Source organism: Inhella crocodyli, assembly GCF_004004565.1.
GTDB classification, from domain to species: domain Bacteria; phylum Pseudomonadota; class Gammaproteobacteria; order Burkholderiales; family Burkholderiaceae_C; genus Inhella; species Inhella crocodyli.
On the sequence record NZ_SACM01000002.1, the window covers coordinates 526,684 to 542,809 of the forward strand.

The 16,126-nt window shown below is 70.3% G+C and carries 12 protein-coding genes and 1 other RNA gene; 8 read left to right on the forward strand and 5 right to left on the reverse strand.

The window, feature by feature from the left end; genetic code table 11:
• Positions 1 to 46: 46 nt before the first annotated feature.
• Complete coding sequence (locus EOD73_RS10485) at positions 47 to 2,050, forward strand: acetyl-CoA carboxylase biotin carboxylase subunit (protein WP_127682930.1); 2,004 nt, start codon at positions 47 to 49, stop codon at positions 2,048 to 2,050.
• On the forward strand, positions 2,047 to 2,955 hold the full coding sequence (locus EOD73_RS10490; RefSeq protein WP_127682931.1) for a hydroxymethylglutaryl-CoA lyase: 909 nt from the start codon (positions 2,047 to 2,049) through the stop codon (positions 2,953 to 2,955). Before EOD73_RS10485 ends, EOD73_RS10490 begins: the two co-directional genes overlap by 4 nt.
• An 18-nt stretch (positions 2,956 to 2,973) precedes the next feature.
• Here the strand turns inward: EOD73_RS10490 and EOD73_RS10495 are convergent, their stop codons facing one another.
• The 4 genes from EOD73_RS10495 to EOD73_RS10510 all read right to left on the reverse strand — a co-directional run bounded on the left by EOD73_RS10495 (position 2,974) and on the right by EOD73_RS10510 (position 10,396).
• On the reverse strand, positions 2,974 to 5,211 hold the full coding sequence (locus EOD73_RS10495) for a putative bifunctional diguanylate cyclase/phosphodiesterase (RefSeq protein ID WP_127682932.1): 2,238 nt from the start codon (positions 5,209 to 5,211) through the stop codon (positions 2,974 to 2,976).
• A gap of 91 nt (positions 5,212 to 5,302) precedes the next feature.
• Positions 5,303 to 7,672: a YgiQ family radical SAM protein gene (locus EOD73_RS10500; protein WP_240660669.1), complete on the reverse strand. Its 2,370-nt coding sequence runs from the start codon at positions 7,670 to 7,672 to the stop codon at positions 5,303 to 5,305.
• Positions 7,673 to 7,805: 133 nt separating this feature from the next.
• Positions 7,806 to 10,025, reverse strand: coding sequence for a molybdopterin-dependent oxidoreductase (locus EOD73_RS10505; RefSeq protein WP_127682933.1), 2,220 nt, complete (start codon positions 10,023 to 10,025; stop codon positions 7,806 to 7,808).
• The gene (locus EOD73_RS10510; protein WP_127682934.1) at positions 10,022 to 10,396 is read right to left on the reverse strand and encodes a PilZ domain-containing protein; all 375 of its coding nucleotides are present in this window, start codon (positions 10,394 to 10,396) and stop codon (positions 10,022 to 10,024) included. The genes EOD73_RS10505 and EOD73_RS10510 overlap by 4 nt, the downstream gene beginning before the upstream one ends.
• Before the next feature lie 179 nt (positions 10,397 to 10,575).
• On the opposite strand from EOD73_RS10510, the gene EOD73_RS10515 reads away from it, so the two are divergent.
• Entirely contained in the window at positions 10,576 to 11,058 is a 483-nt protein-coding gene (locus tag EOD73_RS10515; protein ID WP_127682935.1) for a 3'-5' exonuclease, read from the forward strand.
• 4 nt (positions 11,059 to 11,062) lie between these two features.
• Here the strand turns inward: EOD73_RS10515 and EOD73_RS10520 are convergent, their stop codons facing one another.
• The gene (locus EOD73_RS10520; RefSeq protein ID WP_127682936.1) at positions 11,063 to 11,518 is read right to left on the reverse strand and encodes a hypothetical protein; all 456 of its coding nucleotides are present in this window, start codon (positions 11,516 to 11,518) and stop codon (positions 11,063 to 11,065) included.
• Positions 11,519 to 11,583: 65 nt separating this feature from the next.
• On the opposite strand from EOD73_RS10520, the gene pyrC reads away from it, so the two are divergent.
• The 5 genes from pyrC (at position 11,584) to EOD73_RS10545 (ending at position 16,097) form a co-directional block, all read left to right on the forward strand.
• Positions 11,584 to 12,630: a dihydroorotase gene (gene pyrC, locus EOD73_RS10525; protein WP_127682937.1), complete on the forward strand. Its 1,047-nt coding sequence runs from the start codon at positions 11,584 to 11,586 to the stop codon at positions 12,628 to 12,630.
• On the forward strand, positions 12,627 to 13,649 hold the full coding sequence (locus EOD73_RS10530; protein ID WP_240660670.1) for an NYN domain-containing protein: 1,023 nt from the start codon (positions 12,627 to 12,629) through the stop codon (positions 13,647 to 13,649). Before pyrC ends, EOD73_RS10530 begins: the two co-directional genes overlap by 4 nt.
• The gene (locus EOD73_RS10535) at positions 13,646 to 14,335 is read left to right on the forward strand and encodes a DUF3025 domain-containing protein (protein ID WP_127682938.1); all 690 of its coding nucleotides are present in this window, start codon (positions 13,646 to 13,648) and stop codon (positions 14,333 to 14,335) included. Before EOD73_RS10530 ends, EOD73_RS10535 begins: the two co-directional genes overlap by 4 nt.
• 43 nt (positions 14,336 to 14,378) lie before the next feature.
• Positions 14,379 to 14,853: RNase P RNA component class A (rnpB, locus tag EOD73_RS10540), an RNA gene on the forward strand.
• A gap of 20 nt (positions 14,854 to 14,873) precedes the next feature.
• Entirely contained in the window at positions 14,874 to 16,097 is a 1,224-nt protein-coding gene (locus EOD73_RS10545; protein ID WP_127682939.1) for a multidrug effflux MFS transporter, read from the forward strand.
• Positions 16,098 to 16,126: the final 29 nt, after the last annotated feature.

Genomic DNA, 16,126 nt, shown 5'->3' on the forward strand with positions numbered 1-16,126 from the left:
ACCCCGGCGCCGCCAACCAACACCCTACCTCCCACAAGGAGCGCCGATGTTTCGAAAGATCCTCATTGCCAACCGCGGTGAGATCGCTTGCCGCGTGGCCGCCACCGCCCGTCGGATGGGCATCCAGACCGTGGCCGTCTACTCCGAGGCCGACGCCCAGGCCCAGCACGTGCAGGCCTGCGACGAGGCCGTGTGCGTGGGCGGTGCTGCCCCGCGCGACTCCTACCTGCAGTGGCAGCGCATCCTGGAGGCCGCCAAGGCGACCGGCGCGCAGGCCATCCACCCGGGTTATGGCTTCCTGAGCGAGAACGAGGCCTTTGCGCAGGCCTGCGCCGATGCCGGCTTGGTCTTCATCGGCCCGCCGGCCAGCGCCATCCAGGCCATGGGCCTGAAGGCCGAGAGCAAGCGCCTGATGGAAGCGGCCGGGGTGCCCCTGGTGCCCGGGTACCACGGCGCCGACCAGGACCCCGCGCTGCTCAAGCGCGAGGCCACGCGCATCGGCTACCCTGTGCTCATCAAGGCCAGCGCCGGCGGCGGTGGCAAGGGCATGCGGGTGGTCCACAGCGAGGCCGAGTTCGACGCCGCCCTGGCCAGCTGCCAGCGCGAGGCCATCAACAGCTTTGGCGACGCCGCCGTGCTGGTGGAGCGCTACGTCACCAAGCCGCGCCACATCGAGATCCAGGTCTTCGGCGACACGCAGGGCGACTGCGTTTACCTCTTCGAGCGCGACTGCAGCGTGCAGCGCCGCCACCAAAAGGTGTTGGAAGAAGCCCCGGCGCCCGGCATGACCGAGGCCCGCCGCCGCGAGATGGGCGAGGCCGCTGTGGCGGCTGCCAAGGCCGTGGGCTACGTGGGCGCGGGCACGGTGGAGTTCATTGCCGAGCAAGACGGCCGCTTCTACTTCATGGAGATGAACACGCGGCTGCAGGTGGAGCACCCGGTCACCGAGGCCATCACCGGCCTGGACCTGGTGGAGTGGCAGCTGCGCGTGGCCGCCGGTCAGCCGCTGCCGCTCAAGCAATCGGAATTGCGCATCCACGGCCACGCCATCGAGGCGCGCATCTGCGCCGAGAACCCCGAGGCCCAGTTCCTGCCCGCCACCGGCCGCTTGGACGTGCTGCGCTGGCCGGCCGCGTCGCGCTTTGAGCGCAGCGACGTGCGCGTGGACACCGGCGTGATCGAGGGCGACGCCATCAGCCCGCACTACGACTCGATGATCGCCAAGCTCATCGTCTGGGGCGAAGACCGCGCGCAAGCGCTGGCGCGGCTGGATGCGGCGCTGGCGCAAACCCACATCGTGGGCTTGCACACCAACGTCGCCTTCCTGCGCCGCTGCGCCGCCACCGCCAGCTTTGCCGGCGCCGACCTCGACACCGGCCTGATCGAGCGCGAGCGCGCCGCCTTGTTCGGCCAGCCCGGCCTGCCGCTGGACGTGGCCGCCGCCGCCGTGGTGGCCCACACCCTGGCGCTGGAAGCCCAAACCCGCGACGCTGATCCTTGGAGCGCTCGCGACGGCTGGCGCCTGGCCGGCGACGCCGTGCGCCGCTTCGACCTCGCCGAAGGCGAGGCCCACCACGAGGTGCTGCTGCGCCGCCACCACGGCGGCGCCATGAGCCTCACCGTGGAGGGCGCCACCACCCGCTTCGCCGTGGACTCCACCAGCCCCGAACAGCACACCCTGCTGCTGGGCGAGGGCCTGGCCCTGCGCCGCGTGCGCGTGCACACCTACGCCCGCGGCGAAGAGGTCACCGTCTTCGCCCCGCAAGGCAGCGCCACGCTCACCGAGGTCGACGTCATCGCCCGCGCCAGCGAGGGTGCGGCGCCCAGCGGCGGCCGCCTGACCGCGCCCATGCCCGGCAAGCTCATCGCCCTGCACGTCAAGGCGGGCGACACCGTCAAGGCCGGCCAGGCCCTGGCCGTGATGGAGGCCATGAAGATGGAGCACACCCTCACCAGCCCGCGCGACGGGGTGGTCACCGAGTGCCTGTACGCCGTGGGCGACCAGCTCAGCGACGGGGCCGAGCTGCTCAAGTTGGGAGAGGCCGCATGAGCCTTCCCACCCACGTCACCCTCTGCGACGTCGGCCCGCGCGACGGCTTGCAGAACGAAAAGCAGCTCGTCGACACCGCCGTCAAGGTCGAGCTCATCCACCGCCTGCAAGCCGCCGGCATCCGCCGCCTGGAGGCCACCAGCTTCGTCAGCCCCAAGTGGGTGCCGCAGATGGGCGACAACGCCGCGGTGATGGCCGCGCTGCAGCGCCGCCCCGAGGTGGCCGTGGCCGTGCTGGTGCCCAATGCCAAGGGCATGGAAGCCGCGCTGCCCACGCGGCCCGACGAGATCGTCGTGTTCACCGCCGCCAGCGAGGCCTTCGCGCAGAAGAACATCAACTGCTCCATCGCCGAGAGCATCGAGCGCTTCGCGCCCGTGGTGGCCCAGGCCAAGGCGGCCGGCACAAAGGTGCGCGCGGCGCTGAGCTGCGCGCTGGGCTGCCCCTACGAGGGCGACATCGCCCCCGAGAAAGTGGGCGCAGTGGCCGCGCAGCTGCGCGCCATCGGTGTGGACCACCTTGGGGTGAGCGACACCATCGGCGTGGGCACCCCGCGCCGCGTGCAGGCGGCGCTGGAACAAGCGCTGAAGCACTTCCCCTTGGGCGAGGTGAGTGGCCACTACCACGACACCTACGGCCAAGCCTTGGCCAATGTGTACGCCAGCTTGGAAGTGGGCGTGGCCACCTTCGACGCCAGCGTGGGTGGCCTGGGCGGCTGCCCCTACGCCAAGGGCGCCACGGGCAACGTGGCCACCGAGGACGTGGTGTTCATGCTGAACGGGCTGGGCATCGAGACCGGGGTGGACCTGGACGCGCTGGTGGACGCGGCCGCCTTCATCAGCGAGGCCTTGGGCCGGCCGCCGGTGAGCCGCGTGGCGCGCGCCCTGCTGGCCAAGCGGGCCGGCTGAGGCCGGCGACGTCGACCTTCAGGCCGATTTGGCGTTGGCCAGCCAGCCTTCCAGCAGCTCCGAGGGCATGGGGCGGGCGAACAGGTAGCCCTGGCCCTCTTGGCAGCCCAGCGCCAGCAGCTGTTGGGCCTGCTCTTCGGTTTCGATGCCCTCGGCGATCACCCGCATGCCCAGCGTGTGGCCGAGGTTCACCACCATGCCGGCGATGGTGCTGCCGGCGGCGGTGCTCGACTCGTTGACGAAGGTGCGGTCGATCTTGAGGCGCTCCACCTGCAACTGGCGCAGCTGCGACAGCGACGAGAAGCCGGTGCCGAAGTCGTCGATGGCCACGGTGGCCCCGGTGGCGCGGATCTCGGCCAGCATGTGCAGCACCATGTCCAGGTCGTCCATGGCCATGGATTCGGTGATCTCCAGCTCCAGGGCATTGCCTTCCAGCTCGGCATCGCGCAAGGCGGCTTGCAGGGTGCTGATGAAGCGCGGATGGCGGAACTGCGCCATCGAGATGTTCACCGCCATGCGCAGTTGCGCGTGGCCGAGGTCTCGCAGGCGCTTGATCTGGTGGCAAGACGTGCGCAACACGAACTCGCCGATGGCGACGATCAGGCCCGATTGCTCGGCCAGCGGGATGAACTGGTCGGGGGGCACGAACTGGCCGTCTTCGGTGCGCCAGCGCAGCAGGGCTTCCACGGCGATCGCTTGGCGCGTGGCCAGGTCCACCTGCGGCTGGTAGACCACGAACAGGCGCCGCGCTTCGAAGCTGGCGCGCAGGCCCTTGAGCAGCTTGAAGCGCTCGCGCGCGTCCACGCCCATCTCGGCGGAGAAGTACTGGGCCGTGCCGCGCTGCATTTGCTTGGCGCGCTTCAGGGCGATGTGGGCGTCGAGCAGTAGCTCGGAGCCCAGGGAGCTGGAGTCGATCAGTCGCACCAAGCCGGTGGTGGCCGACAGCTGCAGGCGCTCGCCGCTGACCACGAAGGGCTCGGTGAAAGCCTCGGAAATGCGCTCGGCATCGACCAGGGCTTCCGGCCCCATCACGCCGAAGGTGTCGGCCGAGATGCGGGCCATCTCGCTGCGGGTGCCCAGCTGCTCGTTCAGGCGGTGGGCCACGGCCTGCAGCACCTGGTCGCCGAAGCGGTGGCCGAAGGCGTCGTTGATGTCGGAGAAGTCGTCGATGTCGATCAGCGCCAGCGACAGGCCTTCGGGGTTGCGCAGGTTCTGCTCCAGCAACTCGATGAAGCGGTTGCGGTTGGGCAGTTGCAGCAGCTGGTCGTTGTAGGCGTGGTCGAGCAGCTGGCCGTACAGGGCCACGTTGTCGAAGCCCACGGCCAGCGCGCTTTTCAGCGTGTTGAGCAGGGGCTCCATGTCGGCGCTCGGGGCGTGGGGCAGGTGGGTGTGCAGCACCAGCACGCGTTCGTTGGCCAGGTTGAAGTGCAGGTACAGGTTCGCGCCCATGTGGGTGCGGCCCTGGGCCAGGCAGTCGAGCAGGCCTTGGCGCACTTCGGGCTGTTGCACCAGGTCGATGGTGCTGCCCAGCAGGCCGGCGTGGGGCCCCAAGGCAGCCACGATGCGCGCCTGTTCGGGCGGGTCGTCCCGGTGGTGCACGGCCACCAAGCCCTGCGGCAGGGTGTCGAACAGCAGACCGACCTTCTCGAGCGCGCCTTCGGCGTAGCGGGGCAGGGTGCGGACTTGGTTGAGTTCGGTGACCGACTCGACGATGCGCGACAGGCCCCGTTGCGCCGCCTGCAGTTGGCAGATCTGCCGGTACGAGCGGATGGCCGCCGTCAGCACGGTGTAAAGCCGCGTGCGCGTCAGCTCGGCCTTGGTCTTGTAGTCGTTGATGTCCAGGGTGCGGACGGTTTCGATCTCGGGCGCGTAACCCGGCTGGCCGGTGCGCAGCACGATGCGCAGGGCGTCGAAGGTCGGGTTGGCGCGCAGGTGGCGCACCAACTGCAGGCCGGCGTCTTCGCTTTCCATCACCACGTCAAGAAGGGCGACGGCGATGTCGTGCTCGTGGCTCAGCAGGTCGCGGGCGGAGATGCCGGAGTCGGCGTGCAAGAACTCCAGCCCCCGGCCTTCGACGAGCAGGCCCTGCATGGCCAACTCGGTGGCGCGGTGCACGTCTTGGTCGTCGTCGACCACCAGCACGCGCCAAGATTCCGGGGCTTCGGTGCCGCCCTCGGGCGCATGCGCGTCTTCCTCGATCAGCTCAAGGAGGTCGTCGTCGTGCGCGGGATCGGGGGTCGGGGGGTTCTCAGCCATGCGCCGCAGCGGGAGGAGATCAAAAGCCGCACCGAGTATGCGTCAAAGCCCCTCACAAACCGCCCGCCGGGGATAGCGGATAACCCCAGGCTCAGCGGCGCCGGGCGCGCTTGGGCGCCAACTTCGTCTCGCGCGGCGGCAGCCCGGTGTGCTGGGTCAGGATGAGGCCGTCCTTGGGCGTCACGATGCCACGCGGGTCGGGGCTGGTGCGCTGCTGCAAGCGCTGGCTGGGCTTGCTGGGCGGCGTGCTGTTCTTGCGCCGCTCGCTCACGTAGCCGCCGTCGGTCACCGGCTGGAAGCTGGGAATGAGGTGGTGCTTGCCGTTGCCGATGAGGTCGGCCCGGCCCATCTCCTTGAGCGCCTCGCGCAGCAGCGGCCAGTTGTTGGCGTCGTGGTAGCGCAGGAAGGCCTTGTGCAGGCGCCGGCGGCGCTCGCCTTTGACGATGTCGACCTTCTCGCTGTCGCGCGTGACCTTCTTCAGCGGGTTCTTGCCCGAGTGGTACATCGCCGTGGCCGTGGCCATGGGGCTGGGGTAGAAGGTTTGCACCTGGTCGGCACGGAAGCCGTTGCGCTTCAACCAGACGGCGAGGTTCATCATGTCCTCGTCGGCGGTGCCGGGGTGCGCGGCGATGAAGTAGGGGATCAGGTACTGCTTCTTGCCGGCGGCGGCGCTGGCGGCCTCGAACAGCTGCTTGAAGCGGTCGTAGGTGCCGATGCCCGGCTTCATCATCTTGCTCAGCGGGCCGCCCTCGGTGTGCTCGGGGGCGATCTTCAGGTAGCCGCCGACGTGGTGCGTGACCAGCTCGTTGATGTACTCGGGACTCTCGATGGCCAGGTCGTAGCGCAGGCCCGAGCCGATGAGGATCTTCTTGACGCCCTTGATCGCCCGCGCCTTGCGGTAGAGCTGGATCAGCGGACCGTGGTCGGTGTTCAGGTTGGGGCAGATGCCCGGGTAGACGCAGCTGGGCTTGCGGCAGGCGGCCTCGATCTCCTTGGACTTGCAGCCGATGTGCCACATGTTGGCCGTGGGGCCGCCCAGGTCGGAGACGACGCCGGTGAAGCCGGCGACCTTGTCGCGGATGTCCTCGATCTCGCGCAGCACGCTCGCTTCGGAGCGGCTTTGGATGATGCGGCCCTCGTGCTCGGTGATGGAGCAGAAGGTGCAGCCGCCGAAGCAGCCGCGCATGATGTTTACGCTGAAGCGGATCATTTCCCACGCGGGAATCTTGGTCGCGCCGTCGTGCTTGCCGTGTTCGTCGGCGTACGTGGGGTGCGGGCTGCGCGCGTAGGGCAGGTCGAACACGTGGTCCATCTCCGCCGTGCTCAGGGGGATGGGCGGCGGGTTCAGCCAGACGTCGCGCGCGGTGGCGCCTTCGCCGTGGCGCTGCACCAGGGCGCGCGCATTGCCGGGGTTGGTCTCCAGGTGCAGCACGCGGTTGGCGTGGGCGTAGAGCACCGGGTCGCCCTTCAACTGCTCGAAGGCCGGCAGGCGGATGACCGAGCGCTCGCGCGGCGGCGTGATGGCGCGCCCGTCGGTCTTGGTGACGGTGCGGCGCACGATTTGGATCGGCTGGCTGCCGTCGGCGTCGGGCTTGACGCTTTGCGTGGCGCAGTCGGCGCCCTGGGCCGCCGCTACCTGCTCGGTGGTCATGTAGGGGTTGACGATCTCGTCGACCTTGCCCGGGGCGTCCACGCTGGTGGAGTCGATTTCGAACCAGCCGGCCAGGCCCGGGTCGTCGGGCCGGCGCATGAACGCCGTGCCGCGCACGTCGGTGATCGACTCGATGGGTTGGCGCTGCGCCAGGCGGTGGGCGATTTCGACGATGGCCCGTTCGGCGTTGCCGTACAGCAGGAGGTCGGCCTTGCTGTCGACGAGGATGGAGCGGCGGACCTTGTCGCTCCAGTAGTCGTAGTGGGCGATGCGCCGCAGGCTGGCTTCGATGCCGCCAATGACCACCGGCACGTCCTTGTAGGCCTCGCGGCAGCGCTGCGTGTAGACCAAGGTGGCGCGGTCGGGTCGCTTGCCGGCCACGCCGCCGGGCGTGTAGGCGTCGTCACGGCGAATCTTTCGGTCCGCCGTGTAGTGGTTGATCATCGAGTCCATGTTCCCGGCGGCCACGCCGAAGAACAGCTTCGGCCGACCCAGGGCCATGAAGGGCTCGGCCGAGTGCCAGTCGGGCTGGGCAATGATGCCCACGCGAAAGCCTTGGGCCTCCAAGGTGCGGCCGATGACGGCCATGCCGAAACTCGGGTGGTCGACGTAGGCGTCGCCGCTGACGATGACGATGTCGCACTCGTCCCAGCCCAGCTGCTGCATCTCGGCGCGGCTCATGGGCAAGAACGGCGCGGGCCCGAAGCGCTTGGCCCAGTACGGGCGGTAGGCGGTGAGCGCCTTGTCGGCCTTCGGCGGCTTCACCGTCTGCGCGGTGTGGTGGTCGTCTCGGGTGATCGTGGCGGTCACGGGCGGTGCCTTTCGGGATAACCCGCGATTGTCGCCGCGCCAAGGCGCCAAAACCCGAATCCCATCAAGGACTTGGGGTCATGGCGTGAACGATGCGACACCGCGCCGGCTGTCGCGCCCTTCGGCGTCCGGCTCAGGTCGCCGCCACGGCGGGCGCCAGGGTGACGGCCACGCCCGACAGCACCGCGGTGCCGCTCAGCGGGTCGCGGTCGCCCATGGGCAGCAGGGCATTCAGGTTGGCGCCCGGTTGGCGCTGTGCCACGCGCAGTTGCACCCCCTCGCCCCCGTGGCCGAAGCCGTGGGGCAAGCTGGCCACGCCGGGGCGCATCGCGGTTGACACCTCGACCGGCGCGCGCACCTCGCCACTGGCGGAGGTCACGACGGCGATGGCGCCGTCGCGCAGGCCGTGGCGCGCGGCATCGTCGGGGTGAAGCAACAACGTGCAACGGTCCGGCCCCTTGGCCAGCGTGGGCAGGTTGTGCATCCAGGAGTTGTTGTTGCGCAGGTGCCGGCGGCCGATGACGACCATCGCCGGCGCCTGGGCGTTCAAGGCGGCTTCCAGCGCCGGGCCCTCGGCCAGCAGCTCGGGCGGCGCCAGCTCCACTTGGCCGCTGGGGGTTCGCAGCAACTCCGGCAGGCGCGGCTGCAGGGGACCCAGGTCGAGGCCCGCGGGTGCGGCCTTCACCCGGGCCAGGTTGATGCCCTCGCGGCGGCCGAACTGGTCGCCGTACGGCCCCAGGCGCAGGGCCAGGTCCACGATGCGGGCCGGGCCGGGCGCGTCGCCCAGGGCCTGGCGCACGGGGGCCACGAATTCGGCCGGCAGGCTGTGCTGCAAGGCCTCCATCAGCAGGGCTTCGTCCAGCTCGGCGACGGGCGCGCGCCAGTCTTGGCCTTGCACCAGCGCGGTCAGGCGCAGCAGCCATTCCCAGTCGTCGGGCAGGTCGGCGGCCTTGGGGAAGACCGGCTCGCTCCAGCGCGCGGCGTTGCGGTGGGCCAGTTGGCTGAAGGCCGCGTCGTAGTGCGCCACCTCCAGCGCCGAGGGGCTGGGCAGGATGACGTCGGCGTGACGCGTGGTGGCGTTGACGTAGATGTCCAGGCTGACCATGAAGTCCAGCTGGGCCAGCGCGGCGTCGAGCTTGGCGCCCCCGGGGGCGCTGAGGGCCGGGTTGGCGGCGGCGGTGAACAAGGCCCGCACCTGGCCGGCGCCCGGCGTGGTGATTTCCTCGGCCAGCAGGGTGATGGGCAGCTCGCCGTAGACCTCGGGCGCCCCACTGACGCGGCTGCGCCGCCGCCCCAGCTTCACGCCCTTGCCCTGGCCGGGTTGGCCTTGCGTGTTGGCGGCGAAGGCCGGGGCCTTGGGGAACAGGGCGCCGCCTTCGCGGTCGAGGTGGCCGGTCAGGGCGTTGAGCACGTCCACGAGCCAGCTGTTGACGGTGCCAAAGCGCTGCGTGCAGGTGCCAATGCGGCCATAGACCGCGGCGCGCGGCGCGGCGGCGAGGTCGCGCGCCAGTTGGCGGATCACGGCCGCGTCGAGTCCGCAGGCGGCGGCCACGCGCTCGGGCGGGTAGGGCGCCACGAAGTCGCGCACCGCGTCCACGCCCGCGGCGTGGGGGATGGGTCGGGTCAGGCCCTCTTCGAACAGGGTGGCGGCCAGCGCCATCAGCAGGAAGGCGTCGGCACCGGGCTTCAGCGCCAGGTGCTGGTCGGCCAGCTCGGCGGTTTCGGTGCGGCGGGGGTCGACCACGACCAGGCGCCCGCCGCGTTCGCGCAAGGCCTTGAGGCGGCCTTTCACGTCGGGCACCGTCCACATGCTGCCGTTGCTGGCCACGGGGTTGGCGCCCAGCACCAGGAGGAAGTCGGTGCGGTCCACGTCGGGCACGGGCACGCTGAGCCAGTGGCCGAACATCAGCGCGCTGCTCAGCTGCTTGGGCATTTGGTCCAGCGTGCTGGCGCTGAACACGTTGCGCGTGCCCAAGGCGCGGGCCAGGCGGGGGAAGTAGTTCAGCAGCCCGATGCGGTGCACCACGGGGTTGCCCACCACGGCGGCCACGGCGTCGGGGCCGTGCTCGCGCAGGATGGGCAGCAGCCGGGCTTCGATGGTTTCGAGGGCCTCTTGCCAAGTGACGGGTTCGAAGCGCCCGTTGCGCTTGACCAGCGGCTGGCGCACGCGGTCGGGGTCCTCGTGCAGGTCCTTCAGGGCGATGGCCTTGGGGCACAGGTAGCCGCGGCTGAAGGGGTCGTCCTCGGCGCCACGGATGCGCACGACCTGCGTGCCTTCGGTCTCGATGCGCAGGCCGCAGGCGGCCTCGCACAGGGGGCAGATGCGGAACGCGCCCGGCGCAGCGTCGCTCATGCCGCCAGCAGCGCGCGCAGTTCGCGCTCGGCCAGCTTAGGGTTGCCCAGGTTCATCTCCACCAGGCGGCGCAGGTGGCTGATGGAGTCGAGGTCGATCACCGCGCAGCGCAGGCCGGCCTCCTGGTCGGCCAGGTGGACGATCTCGGCCGCCATCTTGATGCGGGCCTCGCCCAACTGCAGGCTCAGCAGGCACGGTTCGCCGTTGTCCAGCTGCGCGCCGGCCGGCAGCTTGACCAGGGCCCCCTTGAGCGAGATGTCGACCAACTGCACCGTGGCACGGCCCACCGTGGTGATGAGTTGCGCCTCGCCGTCGAACTGAATGCGGGCGTGATGGCGGCGGTCGCTGTCCGGGGTGGGGGTCGAGGTCATGGGGCGTTCGGGGTCGGGCTGGGTCGGGCCGTGATGATGCGCCGATTCGGCGGGGGCGGCCAGCCGGGAAACCGATCGCCTGGAAGCGACGAATGCGTCACGCCGGCCCGGTGAAAGCCCCCTTCCGCCGGGCGAGGGGGGCGCCTTAGAGTCGACCACCGACCGCCTTGGAGCCCGCGATGAGCCTGCCCGCTTTACTCGACATCGAAGCCAGTGGCTTTGGCACGGGCAGCTACCCGATCGAGGTGGGCTTCGTGGACGGCGAGGGCGGTTTGTTTTGCACCTTGGTGAACCCGGAGCCCGATTGGGCGCACTGGGATGAAGGCGCCGAGGCGCTGCACGGCATCAGCCGGCCCACGCTGGCCACCCATGGCAAGCCGGCCCGTTGGGTGGCGCAGCAGTTGAACGACCGCCTCGGCGGACAAACCGTGTACTGCGACGCCTGGGCCCACGACTACCCCTGGCTGAGCCGCCTGTTCGACGCGGCCGAGATGTCGCCCCGCTTCAAGCTCGAAGACCTGCGGGCCCTGCTCAAGCCCGAGCAGGCCGTCCGCTGGGACGCCACGGTGAAGGCCGTTCGGGCCGAGTTGTCGATCGGTCGGCACCGCGCCAGCAGCGACGCCAAGGTGCTGCAAATCGCCTACAGCCGCTTGGCGAGCTGAACCTTCAAGGCTTGAACACAGGCTCGACCTTGGCGCGGTCGATGAAGCGCTCGAAGCCGCCCACGTTGGCCTTCACATCGGCATTGGTCATCAGCTCCTGCATGGCCAACTGACCCAGCACTTCGAAGGGCTTGCCCAAGGCGCCCGGCCCTTCGGCCTTGACCAGCGCACGCACCTCGGTGGCGCAGGTGTCGCCGACTAGGCGGCTGAACAAGCCGGCCACCGCGCGCTGCGATTGCTCCTGCTGCGCCGAACTGGCCTTGGACATCTCCTTGATCTCCGGGTGGGCGGCCATGGCCAGGAAGATCCAGCGCGCCAGGTCCTTGCGGTCTCGACCCGTGGTGTTGTCGGCCAAGCAGCGGGTGGCGGCGGCGGTTTCGGCGGGGCCGGCCAGGGCCACGGGGCTGCCCAGCAGGGCGGAGGTGGCCAGCGCGATGGCCAGCAAGCGGTTCGAACACATGGTGGGGGCTGGAAGTAAAGGTCGGCCGCCATGATGCCTTCAAAGCCACGGCCGACAATGGCCGGATGAGCACGCCGCAAGAACTCACCTTCACCCGCCCCGACGACTGGCACCTGCACCTGCGCGATGGCGCCGCCCTGCAGGCCGTGCTGCCGCACACCGCCCGCCAGTTCGCCCGTGCCATCGCCATGCCCAACCTCAAGCCGCCGGTGACGACCACCGCGCAGGCCATGGCCTACCGCGAGCGCATCCTGGCCGCGCGGCCGAAGGACGGCCCCGGGGCCGACTTCCAGCCCTTGATGGTGCTGTACCTGACCGACAACACGCCACCCGACGAGATCGCGCGTGCCAAAGACGCCGGGGTGGTGGCCGTCAAGATGTACCCCGCCGGGGCCACGACCAACAGCGACGCTGGCGTGACCGACGTGCGCAAGACCTACAAGACGCTCGAGGCCCTGCAGCGCCACGGGCTGCTGCTGCTGGTGCATGGCGAGGTGACCGAGGGCGAGATCGACGTTTTTGACCGCGAGGCCGTGTTCATCGACCGCGTGATGAGCCCGCTGCGCGCCGCCTTCCCCGAGCTGAAGGTGGTGTTCGAGCACATCACCACCAAGGAGGCGGCCGAGTACGTGGCCGAGGCCGGGCCGCACACGGCGGCCACCGTCACGCCCCAGCACCTGCTCTACAACCGCAACGCCATCTTCACCGGCGGCCTGCGCCCGCACTACTACTGCCTGCCCGTGCTCAAGCGCGAGATGCACCGCCAGGCGCTGCTCCAGGCCGCCACCAGCGGCAGCCCGCGCTTCTTCTTGGGCACCGACAGCGCGCCCCACGCGGCGCAACTCAAAGAAAACAGCGTGTGCGGCGCCGGCTGCTTCACGGCCCCGGCCGCGCTGGAGCTCTACGCCGAGGCCTTCGAGGCCCTGGGCGCGCTCGACAAGCTCGAAGCCTTCGCCAGCTTCCATGGCCCCGACTTCTACGGCCTGCCGCGCAACACCGGCACCGTCACCCTGCGGCGCACGCCGCTCACCCTGCCCGAGACGCTGCCCTTCGGCGACGCCGTCATCAAACCGCTGCGCGCGGGCGAAACCCTGGCCTGGAGCCTCGTTTGACCCAACCCAAAGTGATGCTGCTGATCGACGCCGACAACGTGTCGATCGACGTCATCGAACAAACCGTCGCCCACCTGCTGGCCGAGTACGGCGCGCTGCACGGCCGCCGTGCCTACTGCAATGCCGAGTGCGCGCTGAAGCACCAGGCCACCTTCAAGCGACTGGGCATCCGGCCCATGGTGAACCTGGCCGCCGGCAAGAACAGCACCGACATCGCCCTGGCCGTGGACACCATGGAGTTGGTGATGCGCGAGCGCCCCGACGTGCTGGCCATCGCCAGCAGCGACAGCGACTTCGCCCCGCTGGTGACCCGGGTGCGCGAAAAGGGCTGCCGGGTGCTGGGCTTCGGCCAGGACGGCAAGACCGGCGACAGCACGGTGGCCCTGTACGACCGCTACGTGCAGTTCACGGCCCGCGGTCGCTTGGTGGAGGAGGGCGAAGCCCGGCCGGCGCGCGGTCGCAGCCGCGCGGGCGGCCGCAGCAGCGCCAAGGCCATCGCCGCGCCGGTCGCCCCAGTGGCGCCGGTCGCCGCCACCGCGCCCGCGCCAACCAAAACCCGCTCGCGCCGCAAGGCCGCCGACGCGCCGCCGACCGCGGCGCCCGTCGCCGCCCCCGTGGCGGTCCCCGTGCCCCAGCCTGCCGTCAAGAAGACCTCGACCCGCAAGGCCTCGGGCAAGCGCGTTGCGGCACCCGCGGTGGACGACGTGATGGCCGCGCTTCTGGCCGAAGACGTCGAAGCGGCCTTTGCCGCGGCACCGGCGCCCCGCGTGCCGGCGCCGGCCCCGGCCGCGACGCCCGTGGGCCCCGCCGCCCGGCCCGACGAGGTGCAGCGCTTGATTGGCGCGGCGCCCGAACTGCAGCAAGGGCAGGCCGTGGACCTGAACCGCGTGGCCGAGGCCCTGCGCAAGCTGGGCCTGCTGGGCAAGAACGCGTCGTCCATTCGGTGGTTGCAAAAGCACCCGATGGCGTTCGAGCTCACGCCGCCCAGCAAGCCCAACAAGGTGCGCTTGCGCGATTGATCCAGGTCCAACTCGCGCCTTGGTTGCAGCCGCTGGCCGGCTGCTTGCCTCTGACCACGGCCGATGCCGTGGCCACGCTCAACGCGCTGCCCGGGGCGCCCCGGCGCTTCGTGCCGGCCGAGGCCTTGCCGGCCGGCGAGGCCTACGAGGCCTTCATCGCCCGCACGGGGTGCGTGCCCACGCGCCATCACCTCCACGACCTGTTAAATGGCCTCGTCTGGTGCGCCGAACCGGCCATCAAGGCCCGGCTCAACGAGCTGCAGGCGGCGCAAATCGCGGCCCATGGCGTGGGCGGTACGCGCGGCCCGGTCCGCGATGCGCTGACCCTGTTCGACGAGAACGGCGCCGTGTGGACGGCGTGTCCCGCGCCCATCGCCCGCGCGTGGCGCCAGCGCGACTGGCACGCGATGTTCATCACCCACCGTGCGCTGTGGGCGACCGTGGCGCCGCCGCGTCTTGTGGGCCACGCGCTCATGGAGCAACTGGCCACGGCCCCCCGCAAGGGCCTGTGCGCCCACGTGCTGCTGGACGATCCGCTGGACTTGCAGCCGCAGGACTGGGCCCGCAAGCCCTTCCTGCCCTTGCCCGTGCTGGCCGTGCCGGGTTGGTGGCCGGACAACGACGTCCCGTCGTTTCTGGACGATCCCCGCGTATTCCGACCGCTGCGTCCGAGCACGGCACCGTGACCATCGCCAGCCGCGCGCGGCAGGCCTGACAATCGCCGCTCGTGAAGACGCCCAGACCGCCGCTGGGGCAAGGCCCGAAAGGGTGCCCTGGAGGAAGGTCCGGACTGCATAGAGCAGCGTAGGGGGTAACACCCCTCCACCGCGAGGTGCGGATCAGAGCAACAGAGACGAGTTCGGCCGGGGAGAGAAGGCGCGGTGCAAGCTGCCACTTCTCGAATCCTCGAGTGTTCTGTCGGCCCCGGCGCAAGCCGGGCGCGCCTTGCGCGAGCAGGGCTTCGGGCGCAAGCCCGAATCCGACAGCACATCGGATGGGGCGAGCGCGCAAGCGCTCGGCGCGGCCGAGGTGAAACGGGCAATCTCTACGCGCAGCAACACCAAGTAGGCCTGTATTGAGGCGGCTCGCTGAGCAGGCGGGTAGGTGGCATCGAGCCGGGGTGCGAGCCCCGGCCCAGAGGAATGGCGGTCACGCCGGGCGAAAGCCCGGTGCACAGAATCCGGCCCATCGGGCGTCTTCACGAACTTTTATCGGACCCCGACCATGCACCCGCAAGCCGCCACGCTGTGGCCCCACCCCCGTTGGCTCTTGGCCGTGCTGCTGGCCGGCCTGGGCATGCTCGGTCCCTTCAGCATCGACACCTACCTGCCGGCCTTCGAGGGCATCGCACGCAGCACGGGCGCCACGCCGGTGCAACTGCAGCAGACCCTGTCCAGCTACCTGCTGGGCTTTGCGGTGATGAACCTGTTCCACGGCGCCTTGAGCGACGCCATCGGCCGCCGGCCCGTGGTGCTGGCCGGCTTGGGCGTGTTCACGCTCGCGTCCGCGGGGTGTGCGCTGTCCAGCACGATCGAAGGCTTGATCTTCTGGCGCGCGGTGCAAGGCATGTGCGCGGGCGCCGGCATGGTGGTGTCGCGCGCCGTCATTCGCGACCTGTTCCCGCCGAGCGAGGCGCAGCGGGTGATGTCGCAGGTCACCATCTTCTTCGGCGTGGCGCCGGCCATCGCGCCGCTGCTGGGTGGCTACCTGTACGTGCACGCCGATTGGCACGCCATCTTCTGGTTCCTGACCGGCGTGGGCGCCGTGCTGCTGCTCATCAACCTGCGGGCCCTGCCGGAAAGCCTGCCGCCGGCCAGCAAGCAGGAATTCGCCGTGCGGCCGCTCATGCAGGGCTACGCCAGCCTGCTGAAGAGCCCGCGCTTCCTGCTGCTGGTGATGGCCAGTGGCATTCCCTTCAACAGCATGTTCCTGTACGTGCTGGCCGCGCCCGAGTACCTGGGGCGCCACCTGGGCCTGGGGCCCACCCAGTTCTTTTGGTTCTTCCTGTGCACCATTGGCGGCATCATGGGCGGCGCCGCCTGGAGCGGACGCGTGGCCGGCAAGATGAAGCCCGAGTCGCAGATTCGGCGCGGCTTCACGCTGATGCTCGTGGGCGTGCTGGCCAACCTGCTCTTGGTCAGCGTGGCACCGCAGCACGCGCGCTGGAGCCTGCCGCTGATCGGCCTGTTCAGCCTGGGCTGGGCCTTCATGGTGCCGGTCGTCACCATCATGGTCCTGGACGAGAACCCGGAGCGCCGCGGCATGGCCTCGTCGCTGCAGTCGGCGCTGTCGGCGGCGGCCAACGCGCTGGTGGCCGGCGCGCTGGTGCCCCTGGTCATGCACTCTTTGCAGGCCTTGGCCTTGACGGCGGTCGGCTTCCTGATGGTGGGCCTGGTGGCCTGGCAATGGGTGCGCCGCCTGCCCCGCATCGGCCGAACTGGGGCCTGATTCCCGTTCAATTCAAGTGGGCCGGCGCG